Consider the following 25,889-nt stretch of genomic DNA (forward strand, 5'->3'; position numbering starts at 1 on the left):
GAAATACAGTGTAGTTATGGCGTTTTTTCGCGTTTTTCTTTTTACCCACATTTTCCCCACTTTAATTATTTCAAATGCGGGTCTGGGTACAAGGAAGAAAGCTAAGTATTTGATAATTCAATACTTAGCTTTTTCTTTTGCTTGAATTTTCCCCACATTTTCCCCACACGTGCAAAAAATATAGCAGTAAGTCATTATTTCTTTTGGTTGAACGTAGTAAATAAGTTACCTTTGAAAAGAAATAAAGCCTATTAAATAAAAGTAATGGAACAAGGTGTTTGGCAAGAAATAGAACTGTTGTACCAGAAGTTTCAAAAACTTGGTATCAGTGAAGCGGTGGACTATGACAAGTACTACCTTTATTCTCTCATTACCCATTCCACAGCCATAGAAGGCTCAACGTTGACCGAACTTGATACGCAGCTTCTCTTTGACGAGGGAGTAACAGCGAAAGGGAAACCGCTTGTGCATCATCTGATGAATGAAGATTTGAAGCAAGCGTACGAACTTGCCAAAGTTGAATCAGACAGCCTTGTACCTATAACTCCTACTTTTCTGAAAAGGATGAATGCAATGCTGATGCGTACTACTGGCAGCGTTCACAGTGTGATGGGTGGCTCTTTTGATTCTTCTAAAGGAGAGTTCCGTCTATGTGGTGTTACGGCTGGTGTTGGCGGACATTCTTATATGAACTATTTGAAAGTTCCTGCTAAGGTGGATGAACTTTGTGCGATTCTTCAAGAGAAGCAAAAGAAAATGGGAACATTTCGGGAACAATACGAATTGAGCTTTAATGCCCACCTTAATTTAGTAACTATTCATCCGTGGGTGGATGGCAACGGAAGAACAGCTCGATTATTGATGAACTACATCCAATTTTGCTATCACCTTTTTCCGACCAAAATATTTAAAGAAGATAGAGAAGCCTATATCCTTTCCTTACGTCAATGCCAAGATGAAGAAACCAATCAGTTGTTCTTGTTGTTTATGGCAGGACAGTTGAAGAAGTCGCTTTCTTTGGAGATTGAAAGGTTTAAAGCTTCGCAAAAGAAAGGATTCTGTTTTATGTTCTGATATTATATTAAGCAAAGAATTACTATTTACGAATTTGGGTAACTTTGTGTAGAATTAAAAAAAGTTTAATATGGACTTGGTGCAAACTTATCATAAAGCAAATATTTTGATTGCTCAGACTTACGGTATAACAGGTGTACCGGAAAAAGGATATGTTATCGTTACTGTTAATAATGTTAGATATATTGTATATTTCTACAAAATAGAAAGTGGCTGGAATATTGAGAAAGTAGAAGAATGCTTATAACTGAATTCTGCCTTTCTTTCCATTATTACAGTTGAAGCTAATTTTTTATGTTTATCTTCTATATAGTTTATGTAAATGTCTAAACAAATTATGTAGCCAATTTCCTTTTTTCTGAAGTTTTACACCAAATATAGCTTCGCATAAATCACTCATATTTCTTTCTTCCATTCTCTTTTTATTGGCATAGAAATGAGTATTATCTTCTTCACGATAGCTTACAAGAATTCCTGATTCAAATCTTAAGAAAAGCTCTTTTTCATACAGTGAAGCATATCCTTGATGTACATATTTCATCATTTTGCCATGTGGAATACGTATAACTTCTGAGTACCAATTCGCAAAGACTTTTGTTTGTCCGGGAAATAAAAAATCTAATCCAACTTCTTTATCTGCACCAAATTTTTTATTACCCTCAGATATATTAGCTTTCAAATCAACAAGATATAATTTATTATCCTCAATAAGCCAAGAACCTATATACCCTCTCCAGCACGCCGTATGTGGAGCAATAAACCTTATATAATGCTTAATAAGATAAGAAGCTAATGGCTCTGTCGCAAGATAATATTCTTCACCATTATAAATTAATCGTTCTCTACATTGTGCTGTCATAATATATCTAAATTATAAATGAAATTTCCACTTATTAGTATTTAACATAACTTTTAAATAGCATTAGGTCTAATGTTACATTTTAGGATTAATACTTTTCAAGTCGTCTAAATATTGCACTATATTTATTTGAAATGGTTGAAGTTGGTATAGTTAAAAAAGAATTTTGACTTTCTTTATCTTCACTTTCTATTGCCTTATACTTTGCAAGCAAAGTCTGTATATAAGATTCCTCTAAATCAACATTTAAATTATGCTGAACAAAATCACGTAACATTTCATAATTGTATTTTAATTCAAATATTTCAATAAAATTCTTTTCGCCATTTGTATATAAAACAAATTGTCTATCGACAATTGCTCCAGAAGCAGTTCGATAACCGCAAGCATAATATATTCTGTCACCATGAAATTCTTCTTCCTCCAAATCTTTTATCATTTTTCGAATTTTAGGAACTGATTCACTATAATATATATAATCACAGATTTCGCGTTCTTCTTCTGTAATATATGACTCTTTAATTTTTTTAGCATATCCTTGAGGCTTTTCAAAATTCGATTCAAAGATGTTTGGAAATAGCCATCCTGTAGTTTTAGTAAGAGGAACATAGTTATTTGCCAATATAGTTCTTCTTTGGCTTGCATACATATAAAGTTGGCGTTGAATTCTGTATATGTCAGATTTCCAACTGAAACTATCAATATGTTCCTTTACCATATTACGCTCAAAGAAACCATAAGAACCATCTACATTATTACTTATATAGTTCTTCATTTCTTTTGTAATAAAACTCTCACTTTCATTCTCATTACATGAAGAAAACAAAAGTAGTCCAAACATAAATACTATATACTTAATCATAATTCTTTCTTTATTCTATCTAACAATTTTTTTAAAACATCCCTATTATGCTTATTTTTCAAAGCTTCTGAATAAATTTCATTTGCAGTAGCTAACTTATTAGGCTGGTAAGGTTCTATAAACATTTTAGGATTAGCTTTCGTTATAATTTCATTATATAAATACGATATATCAGGTTCTATATTAATTTTAGAACTTAAGCTGTTCGCTGTTGAACGATATTTTGAAAAACGATATATTAGATATGACAAATAAACAAATAGTATAAAAAATAATGTCCAAAAGCAAATTTTGACAACAAAAAAGTGCTCTGTATAATAAGTTTCTTTATCATTATTATAGTTTAGATGATTAAATGTGACTTCATAAGTCAACAGTGGATATGTATCATAATACACACGATAAAAACCATTATAAATCCAATTTATTCGATGCCCACATAACGGTTCGCCTTCTGGGTTAGGTGAGAGTTTTATATTTTCAAAATTTACATAATTATTGTCTTCAAAGTTTTGATAATGACCTTCTGTCTGCAAGTAGTAATAGCGATTGTAAAGACTTAAAATTTTATTAATTGTTTTCTTGTTATTTTGATTATAGCAATCCTTATAATTTCTATCTTCTTTTATAAGGTACTCAAGTGCACTAGTACAACTCTCATCTAAAGAAGGTCTCCAATCTCTCAAATTATATGAAGATTGTAAGTACCCTACAGCTACTGGTTTAAAAATAAACATCTGAAACTTATCTTTCTCTTGATATTTCAGCAAGAAGGCCCTCCAAGGCATATTCTTTACTGCATTCAATTCATATAACTCCCTAAAACACCCCGGCCTTAAACATTTGAACATTGTTGATGTTAGTAGAGGGAATCTGTCATAAGGGAATAGCCTTTCAACAGAACTATAGAAAGTTGCATCTTTTTCATTCCTATTATCAATAAACTGAACTGCATCCATATCCATAGGAACATAAGACGTACTGCCATACTCTTCTGAATACATCAAACGAGATTCTCCTGCCCAATATTCATTTAATTTATCATAGAACTCCTTCTGTAAAGTGTTCTTTTTCTTTTCCACATAACTCTCTGACATCTGTAAAACATGCAAGTGCAAGAAATAGTAAGCTATAGGAAAGAATATTAATACTAAAATACCAATAAAAATTTTCTTCATCTTTACAATTACATTTATTTACGAATAGATTTGGCTTTTACAACTTTACGATAAGAAACATTTTCGTTATCTTTAAATTGAATCATTCTATATTTATTTCCACCAACATAATAAGACCCTCCAGCACCATATGGTCCTTCATACGTAAATGTCACTTCAATATTATGATAGCAATTATTCATATAATCATTTCTTGGGCGAGTGCTCTTTACAAACATCATCTTAAAATCTTCATACGAATATTCTACAAAATAGGCATCAGGACATGTTACGTTAAGTATTCTTTTCTCCCAACCAGCTTCATCAAAAAGAGGCTCCAATAATACTTCCATTACAGTTCCCTCAATACCACTAGAAGTATATCCTGCAATAGTTCTTAATAACTCTTCAAAAGCATCTGCAATGGCTTGCATTTTATCTGTCGTATCATAAAACAGTCTCACTTTATAATTATCCCATTTTGAAAGAACTTCATATTTGTTAGATTGTATTTCTTTATATATTGTATTCAATTCCTTTAATTGATTAAATACAATTATTGTGTTGCTATGGTTATTAGGAAATTTCAAAAAAGATGCAGAAGCATCTAACAATAAATCATTTACCTTTTCCAATTCATTCAAACTTCTGTCATAATCATCTTGTGAGAACGAAGGAATAGTACATATCAAACACACAAAAAATATAAGCAATTTCATTCTTCTCATTTTACAATTAAATTTATTCTACAATCAGAGTATTTAATTAAAGTATAGCCTTTTAGATTACATATACAATAATCATCTAATATCAAATATAAAATTTATTATTCTTCTCAATATCCAAGAAAAGATAATATTAAATTATAAAGCGTGGAACTGTAATGCCACGTCTTTGAATGAAGGTCCTGAGAAAACCTTTGTGTACAGATGTAACAATAGCAGCCCACGCTATAGCGTGAGAACCACTATGCTATTCTTGTACACGTTTGAAAGTTTCTCAGGTTTTCATTCGCAAGAAATAAGCATAACGCTTCTTCTAAATTTTAATATGTCTTGGACAGAGTTGTCTCAATCCGCTTACAAAGATATTTAATTTTATTGAGATACAATCAAATACTATCAATATTACATTCTGAATCCTCTACTTTTTCTTGATTCTTCCGTTGATTGTCGTAAACCTTGCCTTAATTTCTCCCATTGCTCTTTGAACCATTCGCTGATTGGTTGTCGGTTTATAGTTAGCACCAATTTGTTATCATCAACCGAACTTTTCTCCACTTTGAAAACATCATTCTTTATTTCAAATCTTCGTCTATGCTCTTCGGAATAGACTTTTCCATTGCATCTGATAGCTTCCTTTTTGGTCAAAAGACTGTTTACCATGTCTTTGGTAAATCCGATGGCATAGCAGAGTTTTTCCATTTTCAACATTTCTTTGAGCAATGGGAACCAGTTGAACGCTTTTTCAAGAATGGCGTTCAATCGTGATATTTCCTTGTCTTTGGCTTCAAGTTCTTGATGATGTATTTCTTGAAGATTGCGAATCTGCTTGCCATGCTGTTCCTGCATTTGTTGCATCTTGACTTTTAATTCATCAATGCCCTTGTCACGCTTGGCTATTTCATGCCGTAAACTCTCGTTGGCTTGCTCCAAATCTTTCAATTTTCCGCTGCCGAAAAGAGAACCGACGCCACTTGCTATGGCTGTGGCTGCATCAGTGGCTACACTTTTGAGCTTGTCGGTGCGTATCTCCGATTTTACCTGTTTGAGTTCCTGTTCGGCAAGGCTTACCTGTTGCTCCTTGTGTCGCTTGGTTTCCTCTATACGTTGCAGTTCGGCTTTCTGCTTCTCAATGATGAAGTCGTTTCGTTCCAGATGCTCTTTGCCTGTAACAGCTTTTGCCTGCCCACGTTCCATCAGGAGAATATCGGAAGCAAGGGTCTGCATGGTTGCCATATCCTCGTCATTGAGCTTTCGGCTCTTTCCGGTTTCGTGGTTCATCCAGTCGAAAACGATATGTGCATGATAATTCGGCTTGAACCATCTGCTCCCGACCTGAAAACTTTCCCTGTCTTCCGCTTCCGGCTGACCGTTCAGCCAATGCCCTTCGTCTTTGTGCAGGAAAATTTGTAATGGAGTGATGCCCCAGCGTCTTTGACACTCTTCACCGAATTTGCGTACATCAGCCAGTGTGGTATCCGGTCTGATGAGCAATACTCCTTCACGGATGGGTGAACATCCCGCCACCTTGATAATTTTTCCATTCTTTCCCTTGCGTTCCCTTTCCTTTTCCTGCATGGCACGTCCGGTCTTTTCCTTGACCATTTGCTTGATATTGTCATAATGAGTTCGCAGTTCGGGAGTGCCGAAGTCGGGATTTATCCACTGTTCGTTGTCGGTGGAAAGTTCGGGAACGACATAGATTCTGGACTCCCCGATATTACGCATATACTCGGCAGTCCTTCGGTTGTGCGCCTCGCTCGATGCGATTCTGCAAGGCTTGATATGTATGCTTGATTTTGTTGCCATAGCTTCTTTTCTTTGTTTGCAATTGATTATTCTGCTCGCTTTCGCAGAGGGGTTCTTAGGGGTAACCCATAAGCGGAGATTGCAAAGAGAGGGTCACTCTTTGCTCGGGGTTCTCAGGGGTGAAACACCCTGAGTGGGTCATTAGGGCAAAGCCCTAATCCCCTCGGGAGAGCCCACAACTACGAAAGCGGAGCGTGTAGTTATAGTGGGCTATAACCGAAAGCCGTTTTTCTTTTTCGGTGACTGGCTGCTCACTCCTTTGACGGATTGGACTTGCCTTTTTCTTTCAACCTGTTTCTGTAAGTATTCGTTCAAGTCCTTGCATCCTCTGTAAATCTGCGAAGCGTCCCGGATGTATCGGTCTCTGCCGTATTCCATGCGGATTTGCCGGAGTGCTTCCATTCCTGCATGGTCGTTGTCTAAAAAGCAGTGGATGCGTTCGTAATTGCCCAACGGATAGAGAGCTTTGTTTACATTCGATACTGAGTTCAATACAATGTAGTCCTGCCCGTCCAATTCCGGATAATTTGGGCAGCTCTCTTGTCTCAATGTCAAAAAGGAGAGGTAGTCCATAAATCCCTCGAACACATAACAGGTATTCCTCGCTTTCCCAGACTGTCTGATGTGGGAGATTTCCTTTGGAGCGATGCAGCCCTTGAAATAGCGGTTGCGAACCTCAAACCCACCCGAAGCATTGGGAAAGGCGATGGCAAAGTACCGCTTGCCGTTGTGGGTGAAACGGGCTTCACTACATTCTCTTTTCGCCAGTTCTGTATTTATTCTTCTACCTTGCAAGTAGGCAAGCAGGGCAGGAGATGACAGCGGAACAATCTCCAACTGTTGGAAACTCGGCTCAGAAGAGCTTTGCTTGCCAAAAGAAAAAGATACCGGGCGCACGTGCGGTGTCTGCTCTGCTATCCGTTTCAAGATGTAAGGTACATGGTCGGTAGCGTACAGATGTGCAGCCAGTGCAATGATGTTTCCGCCCTTTCCCAAACCGAAGTCATACCATTGTTCACGTTCGGTATTCACTTTGAACGATGCTTCACTCTCTTCCCGAAACGGAGATTTGTACCAAAGGTTGATACCTTGTTGTTTTACTGGTGAATAACCCAAGCTGTGCAGGTAGTCGGCTATTCGTATGCTTTTAGCTTCTTCTATTGTCATTTTCTTGCGGATTTGTTGGTGAATGAAAAAATGATGATTTGATGAATTTGGAATTTAACACACTGTTAAACAGCGTTATATCGGCTCATCTTTTTCTCATCAGATTGCTTGCCAAAAGAGAAATGATGTTTTCTTTTTTCATCAGCAATCGTTGTTGATGAGTGTTTGATGAATACATATCTATCTGTAAGGCAATATATTACTCCCCTTATTCATCATTTCATCAAAATAATTAGATAGCGGTCAGTTGTTCTTTCGTTACCGTATAAAACCGACCAGTTTTCCTTTTCGGCTCATAGTGGCACTCACGATGGGGTGCGAACTCATAAGCGGTGTAGGATAGCGAATTGTGTGCGGAAGTAAGTTTCCATACTTCCTGCACAACTTTCCTCACTTGATACTTTTCAACCTTGACCTGTGAATAGAGTAGCAAGGTTACAAGGTCGTTCAGGCAGAATGATACGCTTTCCACGTTCATGTTCGACATGATGTCAAGCAACAACTCGGTCATTTCTATTTCCAGTCGGTTGCGGTTGCTTCGGATTATTTTCTGCAAGGCTGCGGTATGTGTCAGTCTTGGGTTGAACCACATACGGCTTTCCTGTGTTGTGGATAGTTCCCTTTGGATCAGGAAATAAAGAAATGCGGGTATTTCCGCTTTTAGCTTTTGCAGAAAGTTGGTATCATCACTCTGCAACGGCATTATCTTCCGCACCCAGTAGCGTGTTTCTCCTGCGTCTATGAGTATGGGCAGATATTCGTTGTTGGAACATAGCACGAACTTGGCGAAGAAAGCAATCTCCGTTCGGTCTTTGCCTTTGGCTTCCACCTTGTAGGTGAAAGTGGTGCTCAGGTTTTTCAACCGTTCGCTGTCTTCCCTGCGGTTGAGCAAAACTTCGTCCACAACGATTAGCAGCTTTCCTGCCCAGTCGGAATTGAACTGGCTGCGGAAATCTTCGTTGGTGTTGAAAGTCACGTTGTTCTCAAACACGGCTTTCAGGAAGTTCAAGAACGTGCTTTTGCCTGTGTTGCGTTCTTCTGAAACAAGTAGGACAATAGGCAGCTTCTGTGTCGGCTGTAGATACAGCAGTTGCATATAGTCCATACCCAGCTCGTATTGTTCCCCGAAGATGTGCCGCATCAAGGATTGGATGTGGGAGAAGTCCCCCTGCTGCGGTTTATGCTTTATAGGCTCGTAAAGGTTCAGAAATCCCTCAATCTCCTTTTGGTAGTTCAAATGGTTGGGAACGGTGCAAAAGCCGTCATACTTGGGGACGGTGGCAAGATAGTTCTTTCCATAGTCCTGCCGTAATGTGCTGTTGTTCCATACGACACGTTTCTTTTCATAACCGCCATTAGCGCATGGCTGATTGACCACCTTGTACAAAGTTGTTCCTACGCGCATATATTCTTCCTCCTTCATAGGCTTAGATTAAAGGGTTGTGTTCACCTAAAATTCTCTGAATGTCGGATTGTCGGTATCTGACCTTGTTTCCAACCTTTACAGGCTTCAGATAGTTTTTCTTAGACCAGTGCCAGAGTGTGGTATCACAAACACCGCACATCTTTTTCACTTCCTCTTTGGTTAGATACTTCTCCTTTCTTGCTTCCGCAATGGCGGTAGAAAGTTCATGCTTCGCACGGCTGATTAACTGGTTGGAGAATAATAGCAAATCTTCTCCTGTTACTTCCAACTTGATGTTGCCGTTTCCGTTTTGGATAATTGCCAATATGTCTGTCATAGGCTTCTTGAAACTGCCGGTTGTAAGACTTCCCGTTTCGGCAGTATTATAAACGAAAAGCCACTACCCCGATTAGGATAGTGGCGCAAATATATAATGAAAATCAATCGTAAAACAATGATATTCAATTCGTTAAATTCGTAAAAACGAAAAGCGAATTAAACGAACTTCAATTGGATAGATAGGCTTTCAATTCCTCGATGGCTTCATGGTCTTCACCAATGTCTTTTACCAGTTTCTTGCTGTTTCCAAACGGAGAAGTGAGATTTCTGTATGCTTTCTGGATGCCTCTTTCGTGGACGATTTCTTGTTCCTTGAACTGCTCGTACAGTGCGTTTCTGAAAGTCTTGATGGGACACTTCCGCATGAATCGGTATTCCACCAGTGCGATAAACAGTCGTGCTATATCTGTTTCCGTAGCATGGGTTTTCAATCGTGTGCCAATTCTTTCAATCAGTATGTCATGCCTTTCTATCAGAAGTTCGGGCAACGTGCGTGTGTCGGCTTTGCGCCCTGCGGTCTTTGGCTGTTCTTCCTGCAGCATATCTGTTTCTTCCTCGTCCATGTCTTCATCTTCTTCTATTGCCCATTCCACAAGAGAGTTTTCCTCAATGGCTTTCTGCTGCTTCCTGAATACTTGCCAGTCCTCTTTGGTTCTCATGCCATTGGCGATGCTTTTTCTGATAATGAATTTGACCATGCCGGAAACAAGCCATTTGTATAAGGTGGGAATATCCTTTCTTTTGGTCAGTTCCTCACCCTGTTCCACCATGCACTCATAGCTTCGTCCGTAATAGAGCCATGCAAGCATGGCAGGAACAATGCTTCTCTTATTCGGGGTATGAAACTCATTCACTATTTTCTCGGCAAGGTCTGATTGTAAAAGAACATTTTCCAGTTCCTCGAAATCAGGGTTTCTATCATCGCCTATTCTCTTGCGTGCTGCTTCTTTATATTTCGGAACAAGCCTTACAGCCGTATTGAAAATATTGAAGAACCCTTTGAACTTCTTGTCGTTCATTTCTTCTACAAAATCAGCATATTCATTCGGATGGCTGTCGAGCCATTCCTTTATCAGTCTTTTGAAATTATCATATTCCTGTTGTCCCATACAAGTATCAGTCTAATAGTTTTACAAGGTCTTTCTTCATTTCTTCGTCAATATCCCTGTATCGTCTGAAAGCTTTGCTTCCCTCCTTGTGTCCCGACAGTGCGGAAACAAGGTTCGGGTCTTTCACTTTTTTATAGATATTGCCGATAAACGTACGTCTTGCCAGATGGCTGCTTGCCACTTCATAAATAGGTCGTTTGATTTCGTTGTGCGTCAACGGGTCTAAGATTGTTACGATGCGGTCAACTCCAGCTAATTTGAATATCTTTTTTATGGCATCATTGTACTTTTGCTCGGATATGAACGGCAACAGTTTTCCCTCATATTCTTTGTAGCGTTCAAGGATTTCTTTCGCTTTGTCGTTAAGTGGAACACGTACCGTAACCGGATTCCCCTCTTTGGTTTTCTTGGGAATATATTCTATGGCTTCATTGACCACATTTAGTTTGGTCATTCGGTACAGGTCGCTCACCCTGCATCCTATCAGTGTCTGAAATATGAATATATCCCTCTGTATTGCCAGTTGTGGGGTGGCAGAAAGGTCTGCATTAAAAATCCTGTCCCTTTCTTCGAGTGTTATATAATAAGGTGTGCCATATGTACACTCCTCTATCGGAAACTTGTCGAAAGGTCTGTTTGTGGTGCGTTTGTTATCGAAGCACCACAGGAAGAATGTGCGTATTCTTGAAAAACAGTCTATCAGCGTGTTCTTGCTTCTGGGCTGTGGTGTCCTCTTTTCGGGAATGGCTTCATAAATGCTTGGGTAAAGTTCATAATACTGGTATTCGTTCTGAAAGAAATCCCACATATCCCGAAGCGTGTCAGGTGTTACCAAATCCACGTCAAAGATAAAGCCCTTTTGTCCTCTCTTTGTAGCCCTTACATATAGTTCATAACGCAGTAAGGCTCTTTTGACAACCCGGAAATTTTTCTTTCGTACTTCCGACAAAGGGTGCTTGTTTAGAAATTCATCGAATAGTTCTCCAATGGTAGGCTTGATAACCACTTCCTCCGGCAAAAAATATTTTTCAGGATGGTAAAATTTATCAAGTGTTGTTTTTAGCCATTCTTTGTCTATTGCTTCCTTTTCTTGTTGATATACCTTCTCGATATAGGTTTTCAACTGGCGTATCTCTTCATTTATATGGGTACGCATTTCTTCATTGCAGACAGCTTTCGTTTTTACACATTCGTCTTTATCATCCCATAGATTGGGATTGATGGCTAACTGAGTAGGAGCAACGGAGTCTAACTGCCTTCCGTTTCTAAAACGGACATAGATTGTAGCCATGGATTCTGTATCATATCGTTTGGCTGCTTTTTTAATGATAAAGGTTACTTTCATAGACTTTCAGGTTGAATTTTACTCTGCTGCAAATATAGATATTTTCCCCACATTTTCCCCACATCTGCTAAATATTTTGCAATTCGATTAACTTGGATTAAAATTTAATAGGATTGTAATATATTGAAATACAGTGTAGTTATGGCGTTTTTTCGCGTTTTTCTTTTTACCCACATTTTCCCCACTTTAATTATTTCAAATGCGGGTCTGGGTACTGAAGCGGAGAAAGTTGAAAAACTCTCTCCGTTTTTCTTTTCTACTCCTCGTAACTCGTTGGTTTGCTGATAGATTAAATCAAGAACTTTATTGTAAGAATTGGTTCGATATGTTTTTCCATCAAATTCGATTTTTTCGGGAAACATCGAACTTATCAGCTTAATTTTCACCCCTACAGACGCATTTCTTATATAGCTATCTATATTGTTTATCAGATTGATAGAGTAGTTTAGTTTTGGTTCGATATTACTACGGTTAGGGTTCTCACGCATTTCAATCTGTTGTTGCATGGCTGAGGCTTCTTTGGTGTATCTCTCCAGCATTCTGTTATATTGTTCTTTGGTTAAATCTCCGTCTAGATATTTATCTTCAATGCTGTTGATGCGTTTTTGGACGGTAGAAAGTTCATTTTGCAGTGCTGCTGCTTCTTTTTTGCTTTCTCCTTTGCGTTCGTTTTGCAAATCCTTTAGAATTTCGTTATACAAGTCCAATACCGTTTTATTGGGCTTTAATTGGGCTGTGTATCGAGCGAACTCTTCGTTTACGTTCTCTGCTCTCATTCTTATATGTTTTTGATTGTTGCAGCAAAAGTAGTAGGTGTATTTGCCGCCATTGCCCGAACTTGTCGCACCAGTTAGGGCACAACCACATACGGGACAGATTAAAAACTTCCGCAAAAATAAGTCAGGATTTATGGCTTTGGATAGTTTAGGTGTTTTCTTTCTTTTGCCGTCTAATATTTCTTGAACTTTATAGAATGTTTCTTTATCTATAATTGCTTCATGTTCACCGTTTACATAATATTCGGGTTCTCCTTTGTATGCTGGCACACGAATTTTACCGATGTAATAAGCAAATTTTAAATCGTCATTTTTCGGTAAAGTTAAATCACCATTTAATAATTGAGACTACCAGTTTATACTATTGATTACATTTTAATGTTGGTCATCTTTGGCTGGGGGTACCCCCAGCCAAAGATGCGTCTTTTTCCTCTTCAAAAATGGATTTTCGGTTTCCCATGCGGTAGCTTTGCCCGGCGAGTTTTATGACCTCGCAGTGATATAACAGCCTGTCCAGAATTGCTGAAGCCAGCACTTCGTCATCCAGCGTTTTGGCCCATTCGGTGGGTGCCTTGTTCGTGGTAATTATCAGTGAGGCTTTCTCATGAAGCGTGTTGATCAGATTGAAGAATCCTGCGGCATCCTCTTTTTTCACCGGGAAGAGCATTATATCATCGATGGCCACCAGATCAGCTTTGAGCAGACGGTTGTATGCACTCATGGCCGAAGGCATCAGCGTTTTCATCTTGATGGTGTTTATGACATCCTCCATCGTGACCATGTAAGCCTTGTATCCTTGCCCCACAGCCTCGTACACGAGTCCTGCGGCGATAAAGGTCTTGCCTGTTCCGGAAGGTCCCATGAGTATCAGGTTGTAGTTCTGTTCGAGCCACCCCAGCCGGCGCAGTTCACGCAGTCTTGGTGCGGTTATACCTTGCGAGTAGTTGTGGTCGAAAAGGTCGAGGTCGTGTCTTGCCGGCAGAGCCGCCGCTTTCAGCCGCCGTTGGAAGTCCTTGCTGTCTCTTTCCTGAACCTCGCGGGAGAGCAGGTCATGCAGGAACTCGACATGGGTTTTTCCCTGCTCCTGCGCCAGATGAGCTTCAGATTCCAGCAGGCGTGGCAGGGCGTACAGGCGCAGACGCGAGCACAGGTTCTTGATTTGTTCGTTCGTTATCATACGAAAAGGGTGTTAAAGGTGGATATGTCTGTTTTCTCGGGGATCATGGCGGATGTGTCGGCTCCGGGAACCGGCCCGGTTTCCGTCCGGACCTCGATGGGGGCTTCTCCCTTACGGATCCTGAGGGTCTCGGCTACCTCCATCAGGCTGCATCCGTTGAAGACACCTGCCTTGAGGCACTCGGCAAAAGCTTCGGTAAGCGTGATGTCCGAGTATGCCGCGTGGCGCCGCACTATAAACTGGAGGTTGTCGCGGTAATTACGGGCCTTATGCACACGTAGTTGTGACAAATATGTATCAATCACCGTGCTTACGGGAAGTTCTTTGCGTACAAAAGCCTCATAATCGTCCAGCGGGGCTTCGCGGTCACGCCGGTGGGAGGTGTTGCTTACCAGACGTCCCTTATCTCCGCTTATTTTGTGAACGGCAAGGGTTTTGCCTGTCTCATGGCTGTAGATATATAGCCGGCCTTCCTTTTCTTCGATATAGACCAGTGTCTGATGGCCGCGGTAGGTGCCTGTGGGAACGCTGTAATAGTTGCCCCTGTAGGTTATCACGTTGTCCTTGCGCACGTGATGCGGCAAGAGGGTTTCGCAAGGGACTGTCGGAACTCCCTTATAAGGCGTGAGGTGTGCTTTCTCCGTCTCGAACTCCTCAGACGGGACACGACGTATGCCGTGGTGTTCCGTGCCGTTGGCCGTGCGTTCCAACCAGCCAAGGGCCTCCTTGTTGAGCAGGCCTATGTCAACCAACTCGCGGCCGCGAAGGAAGTTGTACTTCACATATTTGACGACGTTCTCTATCTTGCCTTTGCTCTGGGGATCGGATTTGCGACAGAACACGGGCTCAAAGCCATGTTCACGGACAAGAGTGCGGAAACCGCGGGTAAGCACCAGGTCACCAAGGTTTTCATTGACAAGAAACACCTTGTCCTGGTCATAAACTATTTTTCGGGGTACTCCCCCGAAGAACTCGAAAGCCAGTTCATGGGCATAAACCGCAAGAGCGGTGGTAAACGGTGTACGGCTAAAGAAGACGAACTTATACCTGCTGCGGCTCAGGCACATCGCAAAGAAATACACTTTTAAAGACTGTCCCGGAGGTGTCTTCATCCACCGTTCACCGAAGTCGCATTGGGCGTATTCGCCATAGGCCGTCTCGGGCTGTTTCTCATAGGGGCGGTAACCTTTCTCAACCTCCTTGGGAAGATCGTGCGTTAAACGCAACCGGTTGACGAAGTTGAAGACCGTTTTGGGAGTCACGCACGGAAGATCCGAAAAATGCTCCTTCAAGCGGTCATGGAGCTGCGGAGCGGACAAAAAAGGCCACTTGCGCAACTCATTGACTACATAAGATTCATAGCCGTCAAGTTTATGACCGTAATGACGGTCATAGCTCTGGCTGGAAATGAACTCTTCTTCTGTCATGGACAGATACTTGGCCACCGTTTGACGGTGGAGACCTAAGGATTGACCTATTTGGGTCTTGTTTAGGCCAGTTGAAAATAATTCTTTAACTTTGTACCACATCAGATACTTCTTTAATTGGGAAGTCTCGGTCATAGCATTGTAATTAGTAGTTAGCACCACAAAATTACAATGCTATTTTTTCTAATCATGTCGATTTTACTTTTCCGATTTTTGACGATACAAAGTTACCGATTACAACCGATATAAAATTTGTTGCGTAGCATTTCAAGAAATGAACTTTCGGGTATATTATATCCTTTTCTTGCAAACTTCCTGCGGATATAACAAGGTGTTTCAATGCCTTTAGCCACTTCTTTAAACATGGCTTGTATAAATGGTGCTGTATTGGTATCTATTTCTACATGGGTTTCATGTTTGCTAATACGTACATTCTTATATCCTCTTGGTGCTTTATTAGCGCATTTTCCTTTTGCTAATGTTCCATGAATGCCGTCCATTGTGGCTTTTGACCTCTTGATGTTGTCGCATTGTGCCGAACCTATGTGTACTCCCAATAATAGGGGCCAAGTGTCAGAATTGAAGTCTAAAGGTGCTTCGATTGCGTTTGGTTCAACTCCCAATTTGAGTAATTCTTTTAAGTTCTCACTGGCACTGATAATGTCTCGTGAATATCTATCCCACCGTAAGAATAGTAATTTGTTTACTCTACCTTTGTTTTTACGTATATAATTCATTATTCCTTGTATGACAGGACGTTTCTCAAATGTTTTAGCACTCTCGTCCTCTCTGTATGGGATATTGTCAATGATGTTATATCCCATTTGGTTACAATACTTCCGTAGGCGTTCTTCTTGTACATCTAAGCTGGCTCCTAACGTTTGTTCATCAGAACTTACTCTGCAATATATTATAACATTCATAATTTTATTTATTCTTTTTTGTATTCTTCTTCACTTTCTATTTGTAGCTCTGCTAATAGATATAGATATTCTCTTAGTAGCTTTATTTCTTCATTATTGAATTTTTCATATTCTTGGTTTAGTATTTGCTTACATTTTTCTAATGTAATCATTTAATTAAGATATTACCGTCTGCTCATTGGCAGTTATTTCTGCATTTTAACCTTATCGAGATGAATTTACATTTTAGTTGTATGCAGATTAATTCATCCCATCTTTCTACAATATATGTAGAGTAAGACTACTCATGGATGAGGTTGTAGATATATTTATATCATAGTTTTTAATTTCCTTAATGTGTTAATACTAGTATTTGTTAATGTATGTATATTTCTAAGACTGTAGTTCTTTTTGAGCAGTCTAATTTCTTCTTTATATTCTTCTCGCATAGTTTCTTTATCCTTTCGATACCCAATTTTACGGCCTACGACGCCACCATTGATGCGATAATTTTTGTAACCACTTTCTATTCGTTCATGGATAGTTTTTCGCTCCATTCTTGCTACTTCGGCTAAGATTGTAATAAGAAATTGGGACATAGGATTTATTGCTCCTTCTGGTGTAAGTGTTTCGATAGCATAATTTTGAATGTATATGGAAACTTTTTTGCTGTTTAAAAGTTCTATAACTTCTAATACTCCTAGTGTATTCCGCCCTAGACGGGATAACTCCGTTACAAGTACTTTGTCTATTGCATTATTTGTAACGTATTCAACCATACGTAACAGTTCTGTTCTTTCTGTGTTTGCTTTTGCCCCACTAATTTTTTCCGTAAAGCAAGCGCATACTTTCCAATTATTATTAGCAGCTAAAACTGTTAATTCATTCACTTGTCTATCGTATTCCTGATTAGACGTTGAAACTCTTGCAAATATTACTACCTTCTTATCCATAGTCCCATCTTTTGTTTTATATATCAATTATTTTGTCACAAATATACATATAAAACAATTAAATTCAAAATATAAATTGATATATTTAGCAATTATGAATACATTATTTGTTTTTTACGATAATTCCATGTAATTTTGGGAAAAAATAAAGAGACAATGGAAAAAGTTCTAGCTGAAAATGTAAAACGCATTTGTAAGGCACAAGGAAGACAGTTAAAAGAGCTTGCTAATGAAATGGGAATAGACCCTGGCAGTCTAACACGTGCAATCTACGGGAACCCACGTTTGGACACTGTTGAAAAAATAGCAATAGCGCTAGGTGTGTCGGTTAAGAGCTTATTGGAAGCAACAAATGACAACGTAGAGGGATACATTAAAATAAATGGAAAAATATATCAATTCAATAGTAGAGAGGAATTAAATTATATACTTTCACTTTAGCTATTATGAGAAAAATTGTATTTTTGTACACAAATTTAAAGTAACTGCCTATGTAACATTGAAATTAAAGACATATAAATAAAAAGCGTTAGCTTGTATATTCTTGTTTTCTGAAAATCGCCAAATTAAAGAAAATTCCCAAGAATTACAAAGTTGATGCCTGCGCTTATATAGCGTGGGCTTTTACTTATGTATTCGGGAATATGGTGTTTGGCGATACCACAGAAAACAATACAAAGTAAATAGTCCACGTTTTTTATTGTCTCCCCCACTTTGGACTAAACATTAAATTATGTATACAAATTATAAAATAGACATTATATGAAAAAAATTAATTTATTCACATTGTTATTAATCCTACTCGCAGCTAACATACTAGTCTCTTGTTCTTCTGATGATGACGAAAAAAAAGAAGACAACAATGGAAATATTAATTATTCCGAGATGATAGTAGGATGGTGGAAAATGACATATTCAAGTGAAGGAGATTTAGATGAAGATGATAAAACTTCAATCTTCAAAATCGAAGCAAACAAAACATACTGGAACGGAAATGATAATGGAAATGACTATGGTACTTGGTCTATGGAAGGAAACATTTTCAGATTCAAATCACAAAAATGGGGTTTGTCATTTGAAACTGAAATCACCGAAATTACAAAAGACACATTTACCTCTAAAACGAAACTAGGAAGTGCATCAACAATAGCCTCTTACGAACGTGTGAAATAATCATATTAATCTTTTAGGTTAAGCTGACACAAAATAGAGTGTATCAATATGTCTTTTGATAGATTATATTGATACGCTTTTTGTTTTGATACATAAGCCTCATCAAAGTAACAGATTACGTATCTTTTCAACAGGGCTTTCGCTAGTTGAGGCTGTTGTCATTGCATGATAAACAGTCTCAAACTTTTTCATTCGTTTGGCTGCTCCACTGCGTGAATTGAATTTACTCCTAACATCTTGCTCCAGTAATTTCAAATCACCTTTGTACCTTTCGAGAATGATTTTCATTGCCCAATTCTCATAGTCGTCAAAAGTTGTATTTGACATATCGGCTGTAGAATTGCCGAAAACTTTGTCGAATTGAGTAAGGATAGGATTCGTATTGGAATTTAGTACACTGGATATTTTGGTGTCGGCTAAATTCAAATAGCTCATTATCTTTTTAGGAGTGTCCAATGTGATTTCAAATCGTGTTTTCCCTTTGAAGTAGTCCACTATTGATTGTGGTCGTGGTAAGCTACTTAGGAAGTTTTTATTGTGGCTGGTACATATTTCTTTTTCCTTATTATATAGGGTAATTGTTTCTGTGCAACCTTTAGATTTCACGTCTTTAGTGAAGGTGATGCCTTCTTTCTCGTAATGCGTCCATTTAAAACGTCTGTAATTGTTTACTTGTGAATTGAGTGCATTTAATGCTTCGTCATCTAAAATAAAATTAGTGTCATAAGTGACATCTACTGATGTTATAGCCCCTTCTGCTAGGATGTTGTCTACATCAATCTCACAAATATCTAATAGGTTAATATTGGTAAGACATTCTTTGATGGTGTTTTTTGAAATCAATTTTGGATAGTTCTCTTTTAAAATTTTGCTTGAAAATTCAAGAGTTAGGGTTTGTTTAGGATAACTGACAGCTATGTAAAGATTATAAGGTACATCTATATCGTCTTTGGAGCTGTAAAATAGACCTGTCTTTTCTCCACTGCGTGAGTGAAATCTTTCATTGAATTTCACTTTGGTATTGAGAAGATATTTATAGTTGGATTTAATCTTGATTCTATCAAAAGTTATTGTTCCTTTCTCATGGTGGTAATTCATTTTAAATTCAAAATTTACTTTTTTATTTTTGGGAAATGTACTCTACAGACTACAGTTTCCCCCTTTGATAATAAGGAAGAGAGAAGATTATTCATCTTCTACTTCCTTTTCATCTTTTGGCTTATGTGGTATTGTTGCCCAATATAATTTCATAGCTTCGGCTATTGCCTGTTTGTGAGCCTCGCTTTTATTGCGATGCTTTAGGCTTTGGCTAATTTTTAATTTAGTTTCGTTGGTTAGCTCCCGATACTGACGTTTACTTTTCATACTCATCTCCTTTTTAGAATAAATAGTAAATGCAGTAAGAAAGTAAAGTATAGTAACCTTTTTATAGCTCTTTCTTTGCGAAAAGAAACAAAAAGAACGGTTGGGTTAAGCAATGCACCTATATAGCCCATTGTTTGAGTGTGAAGTTACGTAGCTAACATCCTATATATAAGGAAATAGAGTGGTCTTTTCTTACCTGACGTTTATATTACAAAAGGTGTCCTTTTCGTAAGAATATAAAAAATAATATTGCATACTTTGTCTAGTGGCTATTTTTATTTACCTTTGTCTATATATCCTTATGTGTTCTTTGCTTGATGATAAATGAGCTTATTGGGGTTTGGAATAAAATCCCTTAGTTCCCAAATTAGATTTAAATCATGTAAAAATTGGTTCGAGAAAAGAACGCTTAAGGGTACCACATAGGAAGCTAAATGATAAAATATCAATCATTTAGCTTTCTTGTTTTAAGGTGTTTGTTCCCAAATTGACCCCCAATCATTCTTGAACAAAATCTTTCTTTCCTTAAAAATATGTCGCTTCCTTTTGTCGGAGTATAAAATCGGAGTAATTTTGGGAAAAATAACAATTTAAAGATAGCCTATTATGGAAAAGGATATTTGGCAGGAGATAGAAGAACTGTATCAAGAGTTTCAGAAACTTGGTATCAGTCAGTCGGTGGACTATGAGAAGTACTACTTTTATTCTCTTATTACCCATTCTACGGCTATTGAAGGCTCTACGCTTACTGAAATGGATACGCAACTTCTCTTTGATGAAGGGGTAACTGCCAAAGGAAAGCCGTTGGTGTATCATCTGATGAATGAGGATTTAAAGAAAGCGTATGAACTTGCCAAAGAGGAAAGCAAACAAGACACAGTGATTACCCCCGCCTTCTTGCGAAAGTTGAATGCTACGCTAATGCGTACTACTGGAAGTGTGCATAATGTTATGGGTGGCTCTTTTGATTCTTCCAAAGGTGAGTTTCGTTTGTGCGGTGTTACTGCTGGTGTTGGTGGGCGTTCTTATATGAATTATCAAAAAGTGCCTGCTAAAGTAGAAGAATTTTGTACTATCTTACAGGAAAAACAAAAAACGGTGGGAACATTTCGGGAACAATACGAGTTGAGCTTCAATGTTCACCTTAACTTGGTTACTATTCATCCGTGGGTGGATGGTAACGGAAGAACGGCTCGCTTGTTGATGAACTATATCCAGTTTTGCTATCACCTTTTCCCAATGAAAGTCTTTAAAGAAGATAGATCCGACTATATTCTTTCTTTGCGGCAATCGCAAGATGATGAAGTAAATCAACCTTTCTTGGATTTCATGGCTGTGCAGCTAAAAAAATCACTAGCATTGGAAATTGAGAAGTATAATACGGCTCATGAAAGAAATTTAAATTTTTTGTTTTAATTTCCGCTGACCTGGTTTCCTCTTAATTTTTCTCTGTAAAGTCTCCAGTCTTCTGTCTTTTTTATGGAATATTATTCACATATCATTATTTTTTCTTCCCAACCATGGATTATGTATATGTCTTTTTAGGGGAAGTTAAAAAAAAACTCCTGTTTTCCTCTTATTATTTTAGTCCGATTATGCAGCGGTTCTTTTTTTCTTTTCAACCTTTTCTATCATGCATACCGCATTGGCGGTATGTATTCCAAAGAGAATCCAAAGCATTTCCGTTTTCCTGTTTCTGGCTTTTATCCTAGCCAGTGAGTAATGTTGTTTCTGTGTTCCAAAGCTTCCTTCCAGGCGGGTAGCTCTTTCACGGCTGAATTCCGAACATAATATCTTACGAAGCAGCTCATCTTTGGCCGCTCTGCCCTTACGCTTAAAGGAAGTACTTATATGATATTTAGTACAAAATTTCCGGTTGGCATTATTGGCATAGATTGAACCTGCCGCAAGTGCCTTAACCCTAACCCCGGTCAGTTGTTGTTGCAGCTGAATACAGTCTTTCAAACGTACTCCTTCGTTAAAAGCCTTAAAGGAGATATGTTCTATAAAGGAGATTCCGTCTATCTGTATATTGTTGACTTTGGCTCCGAATTCAACGGATTTGGTTTCCTTGCCCCTGACAATGGGGCGAAGGTAATGCCGGTCGATACTCACGATACGGTCGGACACTTTTTTGCCTGCAAATAAATTCTTCCCTTGCTCAAGGACTGTCTGTATGACCGAGAAACGTCTTTGGTAATCAGAGGATAGTGTGAGCTTGTGCCTGCAGGATGAATGAAGCTGCTCCAGCTGGTCCAGTAACTTTTCCAACAACTGAAGTAGTCTGCGTTTAATCATACGGTTCTGTGATTTCCTGCGTTTACGCAGTTTGCTATAAGCAAGACAGGCACGGCTTACATCAAGATACTTGTTACGGGGACGTTGTATATGCAATGTCCGGCAATGTTTGCACAGATGACGATGAAGCCATACAATACCTTCCCATAAGAGTTTGACATCAGTAGGAAAGCGCAAATGGCTTTCATAACAGGTGGCATCGGTCATACAGACATGAAGGTTCTCAAGATAAGGTTTCCAATGCTCTGCCAGAATAAGCTGGAGGGACTCAATATCAAGGCGGTCCGCTAGTTCCTGACGAATTGCACTGACGATTTTAGGATTGGTCAGTGGATGAAGAGGATCAATCTGAACACCACAAAATAACTGGTAATGAATATTACCGTTTAAATGTTCAATCAGTTGTGAATCGGAAAAGTTGGTATAGGACTTCAAGACCATCAAGGCTATTTTGCCCTCAGGAGAAAAATAACTTTTACGACCCAAAGCAGAGGACTTCAAATGCATTTTGTCGGGCCAGTTCCGAGAAAGGAAACAGAGCATGGAGGCGACCTAATTCACTCGTTGCAAAACTTTGACGATATTTTTTTAGCATATCGAACTCAGTAAAACCTAAACAAGGTTCGATTTCGGAGATTTTTTGTATCTTTACCATGTGTTTTTAGTTTAGATTACCCTCATTTTGGCCGTCAAACCGTTTTGGGGGGTGAATGCTTAAAGATACAAAAAAGGCAACTGACTCGCAATGAATTAGTTGCCTTAAATTTTATTATTTTAGGAATATCCCTAAATAAAGTTTTTATTATTTGAAATATTTCTTTTTTTGTGTATTTTCTTCCCGTATCAGAATGTGCTTATAAAAGAGAACCATCACAAAATTGAGTTCTGTGATGGTTCTTATCTTAGATTTCAGACGTATTATTCTTCTTTGTCGTCAGATTCTGTAGACTTAGGAAGATAAGGTTCTGCTTTTACGCTTTCTTTGGGAGAGCGTATACCTGCTTTATTGATGGCTACTGCAGAAATAGTGTAGACATCATAGCAAGGTACAGTAATGAGTACTTCCCCTTCGGTACCCTTAGATGCTTCAACTAATATAGGGCTGCTTGAAAACGCACGTGTGGTGACTGCTGAATAAGAAATCTCTACCCGATACACATCTTTGTTCATCGGATTCGTCCATTTGACTAGTAGCTCGTTTTCATTCTCTGTTACTTCTGCACGCAACAATGAAACTGGAGCCACAGTATCAATGACAGGATCTTTTATTAAGGATGTTTCGTCATCGTCATCGCTACAAGATGAAAATGTCCAAGTAAATAGGAAGGACAATAATAATAACTTATAAAGTGTTTTCATATCGTTTCGTTTTTATTATTTTAGGTAATCTTTTTCAATCCATGCCGACATAGGTACTTTAGTGCTAATAGCACCACCTTTACCACAAATAGTTAAGTTGTTTTCAAATTTTCCTCCGGCGATATCTTGAATATAATTTGTTTCAACTCCGGCGTTAAATTCCCAGTGACCTAGTAAGCCTACAGGGTCCTTTTCTGTTAATCTCCACAGATTAGCTCTGATTTGTTCTGGCGTACGGGCAACAGTCCATACACGAGCTTCTCCGATAGAACCATTCAGCATACGTCGGTCGTCACCACAGGCACGTCCAAGTGTGAACTTGTTATCATCATTACTAGAGGCTAAATCTACTTCTTCATGTCTATTACTTTGATTGTCGATAATATAATCATCTTCTTCTCCGTTAATGAACAAGCGGTATTGTTCTTTATGATTAGTCTTAGAACAGTCTATGACAAATGTGATATGTATCCATTCATTTGTTTTAAGTTCAGTTTTACTATGGAATTTAAAGGCATCTCCTAATGCTGATAGTTCAATGTGTGAACCATCTCCTGTTCCACGTAATAGACATTTCCCTTCCATACCTATAAATGTCTCTAACCATGAAAGTGAGTTTAAACGACAGATGATTTCCCATGTAGTTTGTTTGACTTTAACAAGCTTATTATCAGTTATATTGCCGAAATTTGCATAGAGCCAGAATTTGTTATCGAGTGCTAAGCCATAATTCTTTCCATCTACTGTTACAGTCAATTTATTCTCTTGTTTCTTAGAGTCAGTAATTGTAATGTATGTAGAACCATTTTTCTTACCGGTTATTTCAATTGTATTGCCGTTCATGGATGCTTTCACAATGCTTGGATCAGCAATTTCCAATTTATATCCTCCATTACCACTGATTATTTCTACTTTTCCGCTCTGTTGTGTTGCACTAAATTGCAGGATCTTTCCGTCGTAATTTGTTATGAGTGGGTCTGGAGCAATTACTTTTGTAACAACTGTTAGAGATTTATTTAATTTATCAGTTATTTTGATTTTGGCTGTACCATTATCTAAACCTTTTACAGTAAAAGTACCGGTCGTTTCTATATCTTCTACTCCGATTAGTTCCGTACAATTATCTGGGTTTTCAAGGTATTCTACCTTATATCCACCGTTACCAGTGATAATTTTGAACGTGAATACATCCTGTCCGTCAACTTGGGAAAAAAGAGTAGCTTCCGATTTATTAAGGCGTATTCCGAAGACAGCAGCCGTTTCTACTTTAATATAAGCTCTTTTATAATATTTGTCTGTCACGACGATCATTGCTTCAGCATTATTATCTGTCGGGAGTGCTGTGATTGTGATCACTTTACCATCGACAGTGGCTGTTACCACTTCTTCATTAGAGGAAGTTACTTTATAATCTCCATTACCAGCCATAATATTCACTATACGGCTATTTTCTTGTGCAATCTGTAATTCTGTTTCATCTACTTTCAGTTCTACGGCATTGGCGGGAATTGTATTTCCTCCATTGTCGTCATCATCGCTACAACTGGTAAACACTAGTGGGAGCATTGCTATTGATAGTATGAATAATATTTTTTTCATGTTTATTAATCTTTGGTTAATAATTACTCTTCGTTTACTCCTCTTCATCTTCTATAGGTACATCTGGATAGTCTTTTGCCCATACGCTTTGGTTCATCGTCAATGTACCTTCATATGAATAACGTGCGGAGCTGCCTTCTGACAAATCATTATATTTGTAATTCATAACGATGACAGTTTCTTCGTTGTACTTACGCAGATCAGTGGTGTTTTTGGTATATTTGCGCGTAATACTGACAGGTTCTGCTTCTAAATTCAACGCACTATTTTTTGTACTTAATGTAATATTTTTAGTTGTTTCGTCATACGTTAATTCAACGATATATTGTTTGAAGTCAGTACTATTATCGCGAGTTACATTACCTACGTACATATAACATTTATTTTTAGAAATCGCATACAATGTCTTACCATTAGCTGAAGTGGTATAGCTGGTACCTTCTTCCTTTATAGTACCATATCCGGCAAAGTTTCCAGAAAAATGATTCTTAAAGGCAATGTGATACAATGCCTTAGAATATTTATTTGGACCGATCGGTTCGCCTACAGAAGATGTGATTTTCAGAGGTAATACGTAATCATCATACAAATCTCCAATAAGGGAAAGGTCTATTGTACAATACCCACTTGTGTTTAGATCTCCTTTTTTGATTGTGAATGTATTTTGATTTAAAGTAAAACTTTCCTCGGGTAACTGTTGGTAGTATTTACTTGTTTCGTTCTTGTATTTCTCCCAATTATAGGCATCTAATGTATCAGCATCAAAACCAATTTTGATTTGAATATCTTTATCATTACCGGAAGTTCCGTTTATTCCAAAATATAGAGGTAATATAGCTGTATTATCCTCTTCAATATTCAAGGACGTTTCTTGCCATCCACTTAGCTTCAGGTTAGTGAACTTTGTGAATAATTCGTCATCTAACTCGTCTACACAAGAAGAAAACGCCAATAAAAGCAAGGAGATAAGACTTATATTTTTAATCTGTTTCATATTTATAACTTAATTATG

Annotated in this window: 25 protein-coding genes and 2 pseudogenes; 5 read left to right on the forward strand and 22 right to left on the reverse strand. The window is 38.2% G+C overall.

Annotated elements, in window-relative coordinates; genetic code table 11:
* Positions 1–264: 264 nt before the first annotated feature.
* Together CZ225_RS03045 and CZ225_RS23815 are read left to right on the forward strand one after the other, a co-directional pair.
* Positions 265–1,074 carry a Fic family protein gene (locus CZ225_RS03045; protein WP_004323155.1) on the forward strand — a complete coding sequence of 270 codons (810 nt, stop codon included), beginning with the start codon at positions 265–267 and terminating at the stop codon, positions 1,072–1,074.
* Between the two features lie 70 nt (positions 1,075–1,144).
* Positions 1,145–1,321, forward strand: a complete 177-nt coding sequence (locus CZ225_RS23815; protein WP_200800542.1) for a hypothetical protein — start codon at positions 1,145–1,147, stop codon at positions 1,319–1,321.
* 51 nt (positions 1,322–1,372) lie between these two features.
* Here the strand turns inward: CZ225_RS23815 and CZ225_RS03050 are convergent, their stop codons facing one another.
* The 16 genes and pseudogenes from CZ225_RS03050 to CZ225_RS03120 form a co-directional block, all read right to left on the reverse strand.
* The gene (locus tag CZ225_RS03050) at positions 1,373–1,933 is read right to left on the reverse strand and encodes a hypothetical protein (protein ID WP_077152936.1); all 561 of its coding nucleotides are present in this window, start codon (positions 1,931–1,933) and stop codon (positions 1,373–1,375) included.
* A gap of 88 nt (positions 1,934–2,021) precedes the next feature.
* A complete protein-coding gene (locus CZ225_RS03055) occupies positions 2,022–2,795 on the reverse strand; it encodes a hypothetical protein (RefSeq protein ID WP_004323152.1) in 774 nt (257 codons plus the stop codon).
* Complete coding sequence (locus CZ225_RS03060; RefSeq protein WP_077152937.1) at positions 2,792–3,973, reverse strand: hypothetical protein; 1,182 nt, start codon at positions 3,971–3,973, stop codon at positions 2,792–2,794. Before CZ225_RS03060 ends, CZ225_RS03055 begins: the two co-directional genes overlap by 4 nt.
* 14 nt (positions 3,974–3,987) lie before the next feature.
* The gene (locus CZ225_RS03065; protein WP_005833670.1) at positions 3,988–4,680 is read right to left on the reverse strand and encodes a hypothetical protein; all 693 of its coding nucleotides are present in this window, start codon (positions 4,678–4,680) and stop codon (positions 3,988–3,990) included.
* A 399-nt stretch (positions 4,681–5,079) separates the two neighbouring features.
* Positions 5,080–6,483: a mobilization protein gene (locus tag CZ225_RS03070; protein WP_077152938.1), complete on the reverse strand. Its 1,404-nt coding sequence runs from the start codon at positions 6,481–6,483 to the stop codon at positions 5,080–5,082.
* Between the two features lie 210 nt (positions 6,484–6,693).
* Positions 6,694–7,650, reverse strand: coding sequence for a toprim domain-containing protein (locus CZ225_RS03075; RefSeq protein ID WP_077152939.1), 957 nt, complete (start codon positions 7,648–7,650; stop codon positions 6,694–6,696).
* 232 nt (positions 7,651–7,882) lie between these two features.
* Positions 7,883–9,073 (reverse strand): primase-helicase family protein, encoded by a 1,191-nt coding sequence (locus tag CZ225_RS03080; RefSeq protein WP_077152940.1) that lies wholly within the window; start codon positions 9,071–9,073, stop codon positions 7,883–7,885.
* A 4-nt stretch (positions 9,074–9,077) separates the two neighbouring features.
* Positions 9,078–9,392, reverse strand: coding sequence for a helix-turn-helix transcriptional regulator (locus tag CZ225_RS03085; RefSeq protein WP_004291341.1), 315 nt, complete (start codon positions 9,390–9,392; stop codon positions 9,078–9,080).
* A 169-nt stretch (positions 9,393–9,561) separates the two neighbouring features.
* Positions 9,562–10,503 (reverse strand): DUF6043 family protein, encoded by a 942-nt coding sequence (locus CZ225_RS23820; RefSeq protein ID WP_004291334.1) that lies wholly within the window; start codon positions 10,501–10,503, stop codon positions 9,562–9,564.
* A gap of 7 nt (positions 10,504–10,510) precedes the next feature.
* Positions 10,511–11,848, reverse strand: coding sequence for a site-specific integrase (locus CZ225_RS03095; protein WP_009037359.1), 1,338 nt, complete (start codon positions 11,846–11,848; stop codon positions 10,511–10,513).
* Between the two features lie 104 nt (positions 11,849–11,952).
* Positions 11,953–12,927 (reverse strand): annotated as a pseudogene (locus tag CZ225_RS03100) (recombinase family protein); the annotation flags it as partial.
* Positions 12,928–13,009: 82 nt separating this feature from the next.
* A complete protein-coding gene (istB, locus tag CZ225_RS03105) occupies positions 13,010–13,801 on the reverse strand; it encodes an IS21-like element helper ATPase IstB (RefSeq protein ID WP_077152941.1) in 792 nt (263 codons plus the stop codon).
* On the reverse strand, positions 13,798–15,363 hold the full coding sequence (gene istA / locus CZ225_RS03110) for an IS21 family transposase (RefSeq protein WP_077155672.1): 1,566 nt from the start codon (positions 15,361–15,363) through the stop codon (positions 13,798–13,800). The genes istB and istA overlap by 4 nt, the downstream gene beginning before the upstream one ends.
* A gap of 92 nt (positions 15,364–15,455) precedes the next feature.
* The gene (locus CZ225_RS03115; protein WP_234982986.1) at positions 15,456–16,151 is read right to left on the reverse strand and encodes a recombinase family protein; all 696 of its coding nucleotides are present in this window, start codon (positions 16,149–16,151) and stop codon (positions 15,456–15,458) included.
* Positions 16,152–16,159: 8 nt separating this feature from the next.
* Positions 16,160–16,303, reverse strand: a complete 144-nt coding sequence (locus CZ225_RS23825) for a hypothetical protein (protein ID WP_195740335.1) — start codon at positions 16,301–16,303, stop codon at positions 16,160–16,162.
* Between the two features lie 156 nt (positions 16,304–16,459).
* Positions 16,460–17,083 carry a recombinase family protein gene (locus tag CZ225_RS03120; protein WP_077152942.1) on the reverse strand — a complete coding sequence of 208 codons (624 nt, stop codon included), beginning with the start codon at positions 17,081–17,083 and terminating at the stop codon, positions 16,460–16,462.
* Between the two features lie 156 nt (positions 17,084–17,239).
* On the opposite strand from CZ225_RS03120, the gene CZ225_RS03125 reads away from it, so the two are divergent.
* A complete protein-coding gene (locus tag CZ225_RS03125; RefSeq protein ID WP_077152943.1) occupies positions 17,240–17,524 on the forward strand; it encodes a helix-turn-helix domain-containing protein in 285 nt (94 codons plus the stop codon).
* Positions 17,525–17,845: 321 nt separating this feature from the next.
* Positions 17,846–18,256 (forward strand): hypothetical protein, encoded by a 411-nt coding sequence (locus CZ225_RS03130; RefSeq protein WP_077152944.1) that lies wholly within the window; start codon positions 17,846–17,848, stop codon positions 18,254–18,256.
* Positions 18,257–18,358: 102 nt separating this feature from the next.
* Here CZ225_RS03130 and CZ225_RS03135 read toward each other — a convergent pair whose 3' ends face one another.
* Positions 18,359–19,354: a hypothetical protein gene (locus CZ225_RS03135; protein ID WP_077152945.1), complete on the reverse strand. Its 996-nt coding sequence runs from the start codon at positions 19,352–19,354 to the stop codon at positions 18,359–18,361.
* Positions 19,355–19,441: 87 nt separating this feature from the next.
* The gene (locus CZ225_RS03140; RefSeq protein ID WP_129585735.1) at positions 19,442–19,621 is read right to left on the reverse strand and encodes a hypothetical protein; all 180 of its coding nucleotides are present in this window, start codon (positions 19,619–19,621) and stop codon (positions 19,442–19,444) included.
* Between the two features lie 606 nt (positions 19,622–20,227).
* Here CZ225_RS03140 and CZ225_RS03145 point away from each other — a divergent pair.
* On the forward strand, positions 20,228–21,037 hold the full coding sequence (locus CZ225_RS03145; protein WP_077152947.1) for a Fic family protein: 810 nt from the start codon (positions 20,228–20,230) through the stop codon (positions 21,035–21,037).
* Between the two features lie 177 nt (positions 21,038–21,214).
* On the opposite strand, the pseudogene CZ225_RS03150 reads toward CZ225_RS03145, so the two are convergent.
* From CZ225_RS03150 to CZ225_RS03165, 4 genes and pseudogenes are all read right to left on the reverse strand, one after another.
* Positions 21,215–22,574 (reverse strand): annotated as a pseudogene (locus CZ225_RS03150) (transposase).
* A 263-nt stretch (positions 22,575–22,837) separates the two neighbouring features.
* Complete coding sequence (locus CZ225_RS03155; protein ID WP_077152948.1) at positions 22,838–23,278, reverse strand: hypothetical protein; 441 nt, start codon at positions 23,276–23,278, stop codon at positions 22,838–22,840.
* A gap of 15 nt (positions 23,279–23,293) precedes the next feature.
* Entirely contained in the window at positions 23,294–24,877 is a 1,584-nt protein-coding gene (locus tag CZ225_RS03160; RefSeq protein ID WP_159441743.1) for a LamG-like jellyroll fold domain-containing protein, read from the reverse strand.
* Positions 24,878–24,911: 34 nt separating this feature from the next.
* Positions 24,912–25,871 (reverse strand): BT_3987 domain-containing protein, encoded by a 960-nt coding sequence (locus tag CZ225_RS03165; RefSeq protein WP_077152950.1) that lies wholly within the window; start codon positions 25,869–25,871, stop codon positions 24,912–24,914.
* Between the last annotated feature and the right edge of the window lie 18 nt (positions 25,872–25,889).

Source organism: Bacteroides bouchesdurhonensis (genome assembly GCF_900155865.1).
In the GTDB taxonomy this organism is placed as follows: Bacteria; Bacteroidota; Bacteroidia; order Bacteroidales; family Bacteroidaceae; genus Bacteroides; species Bacteroides bouchesdurhonensis.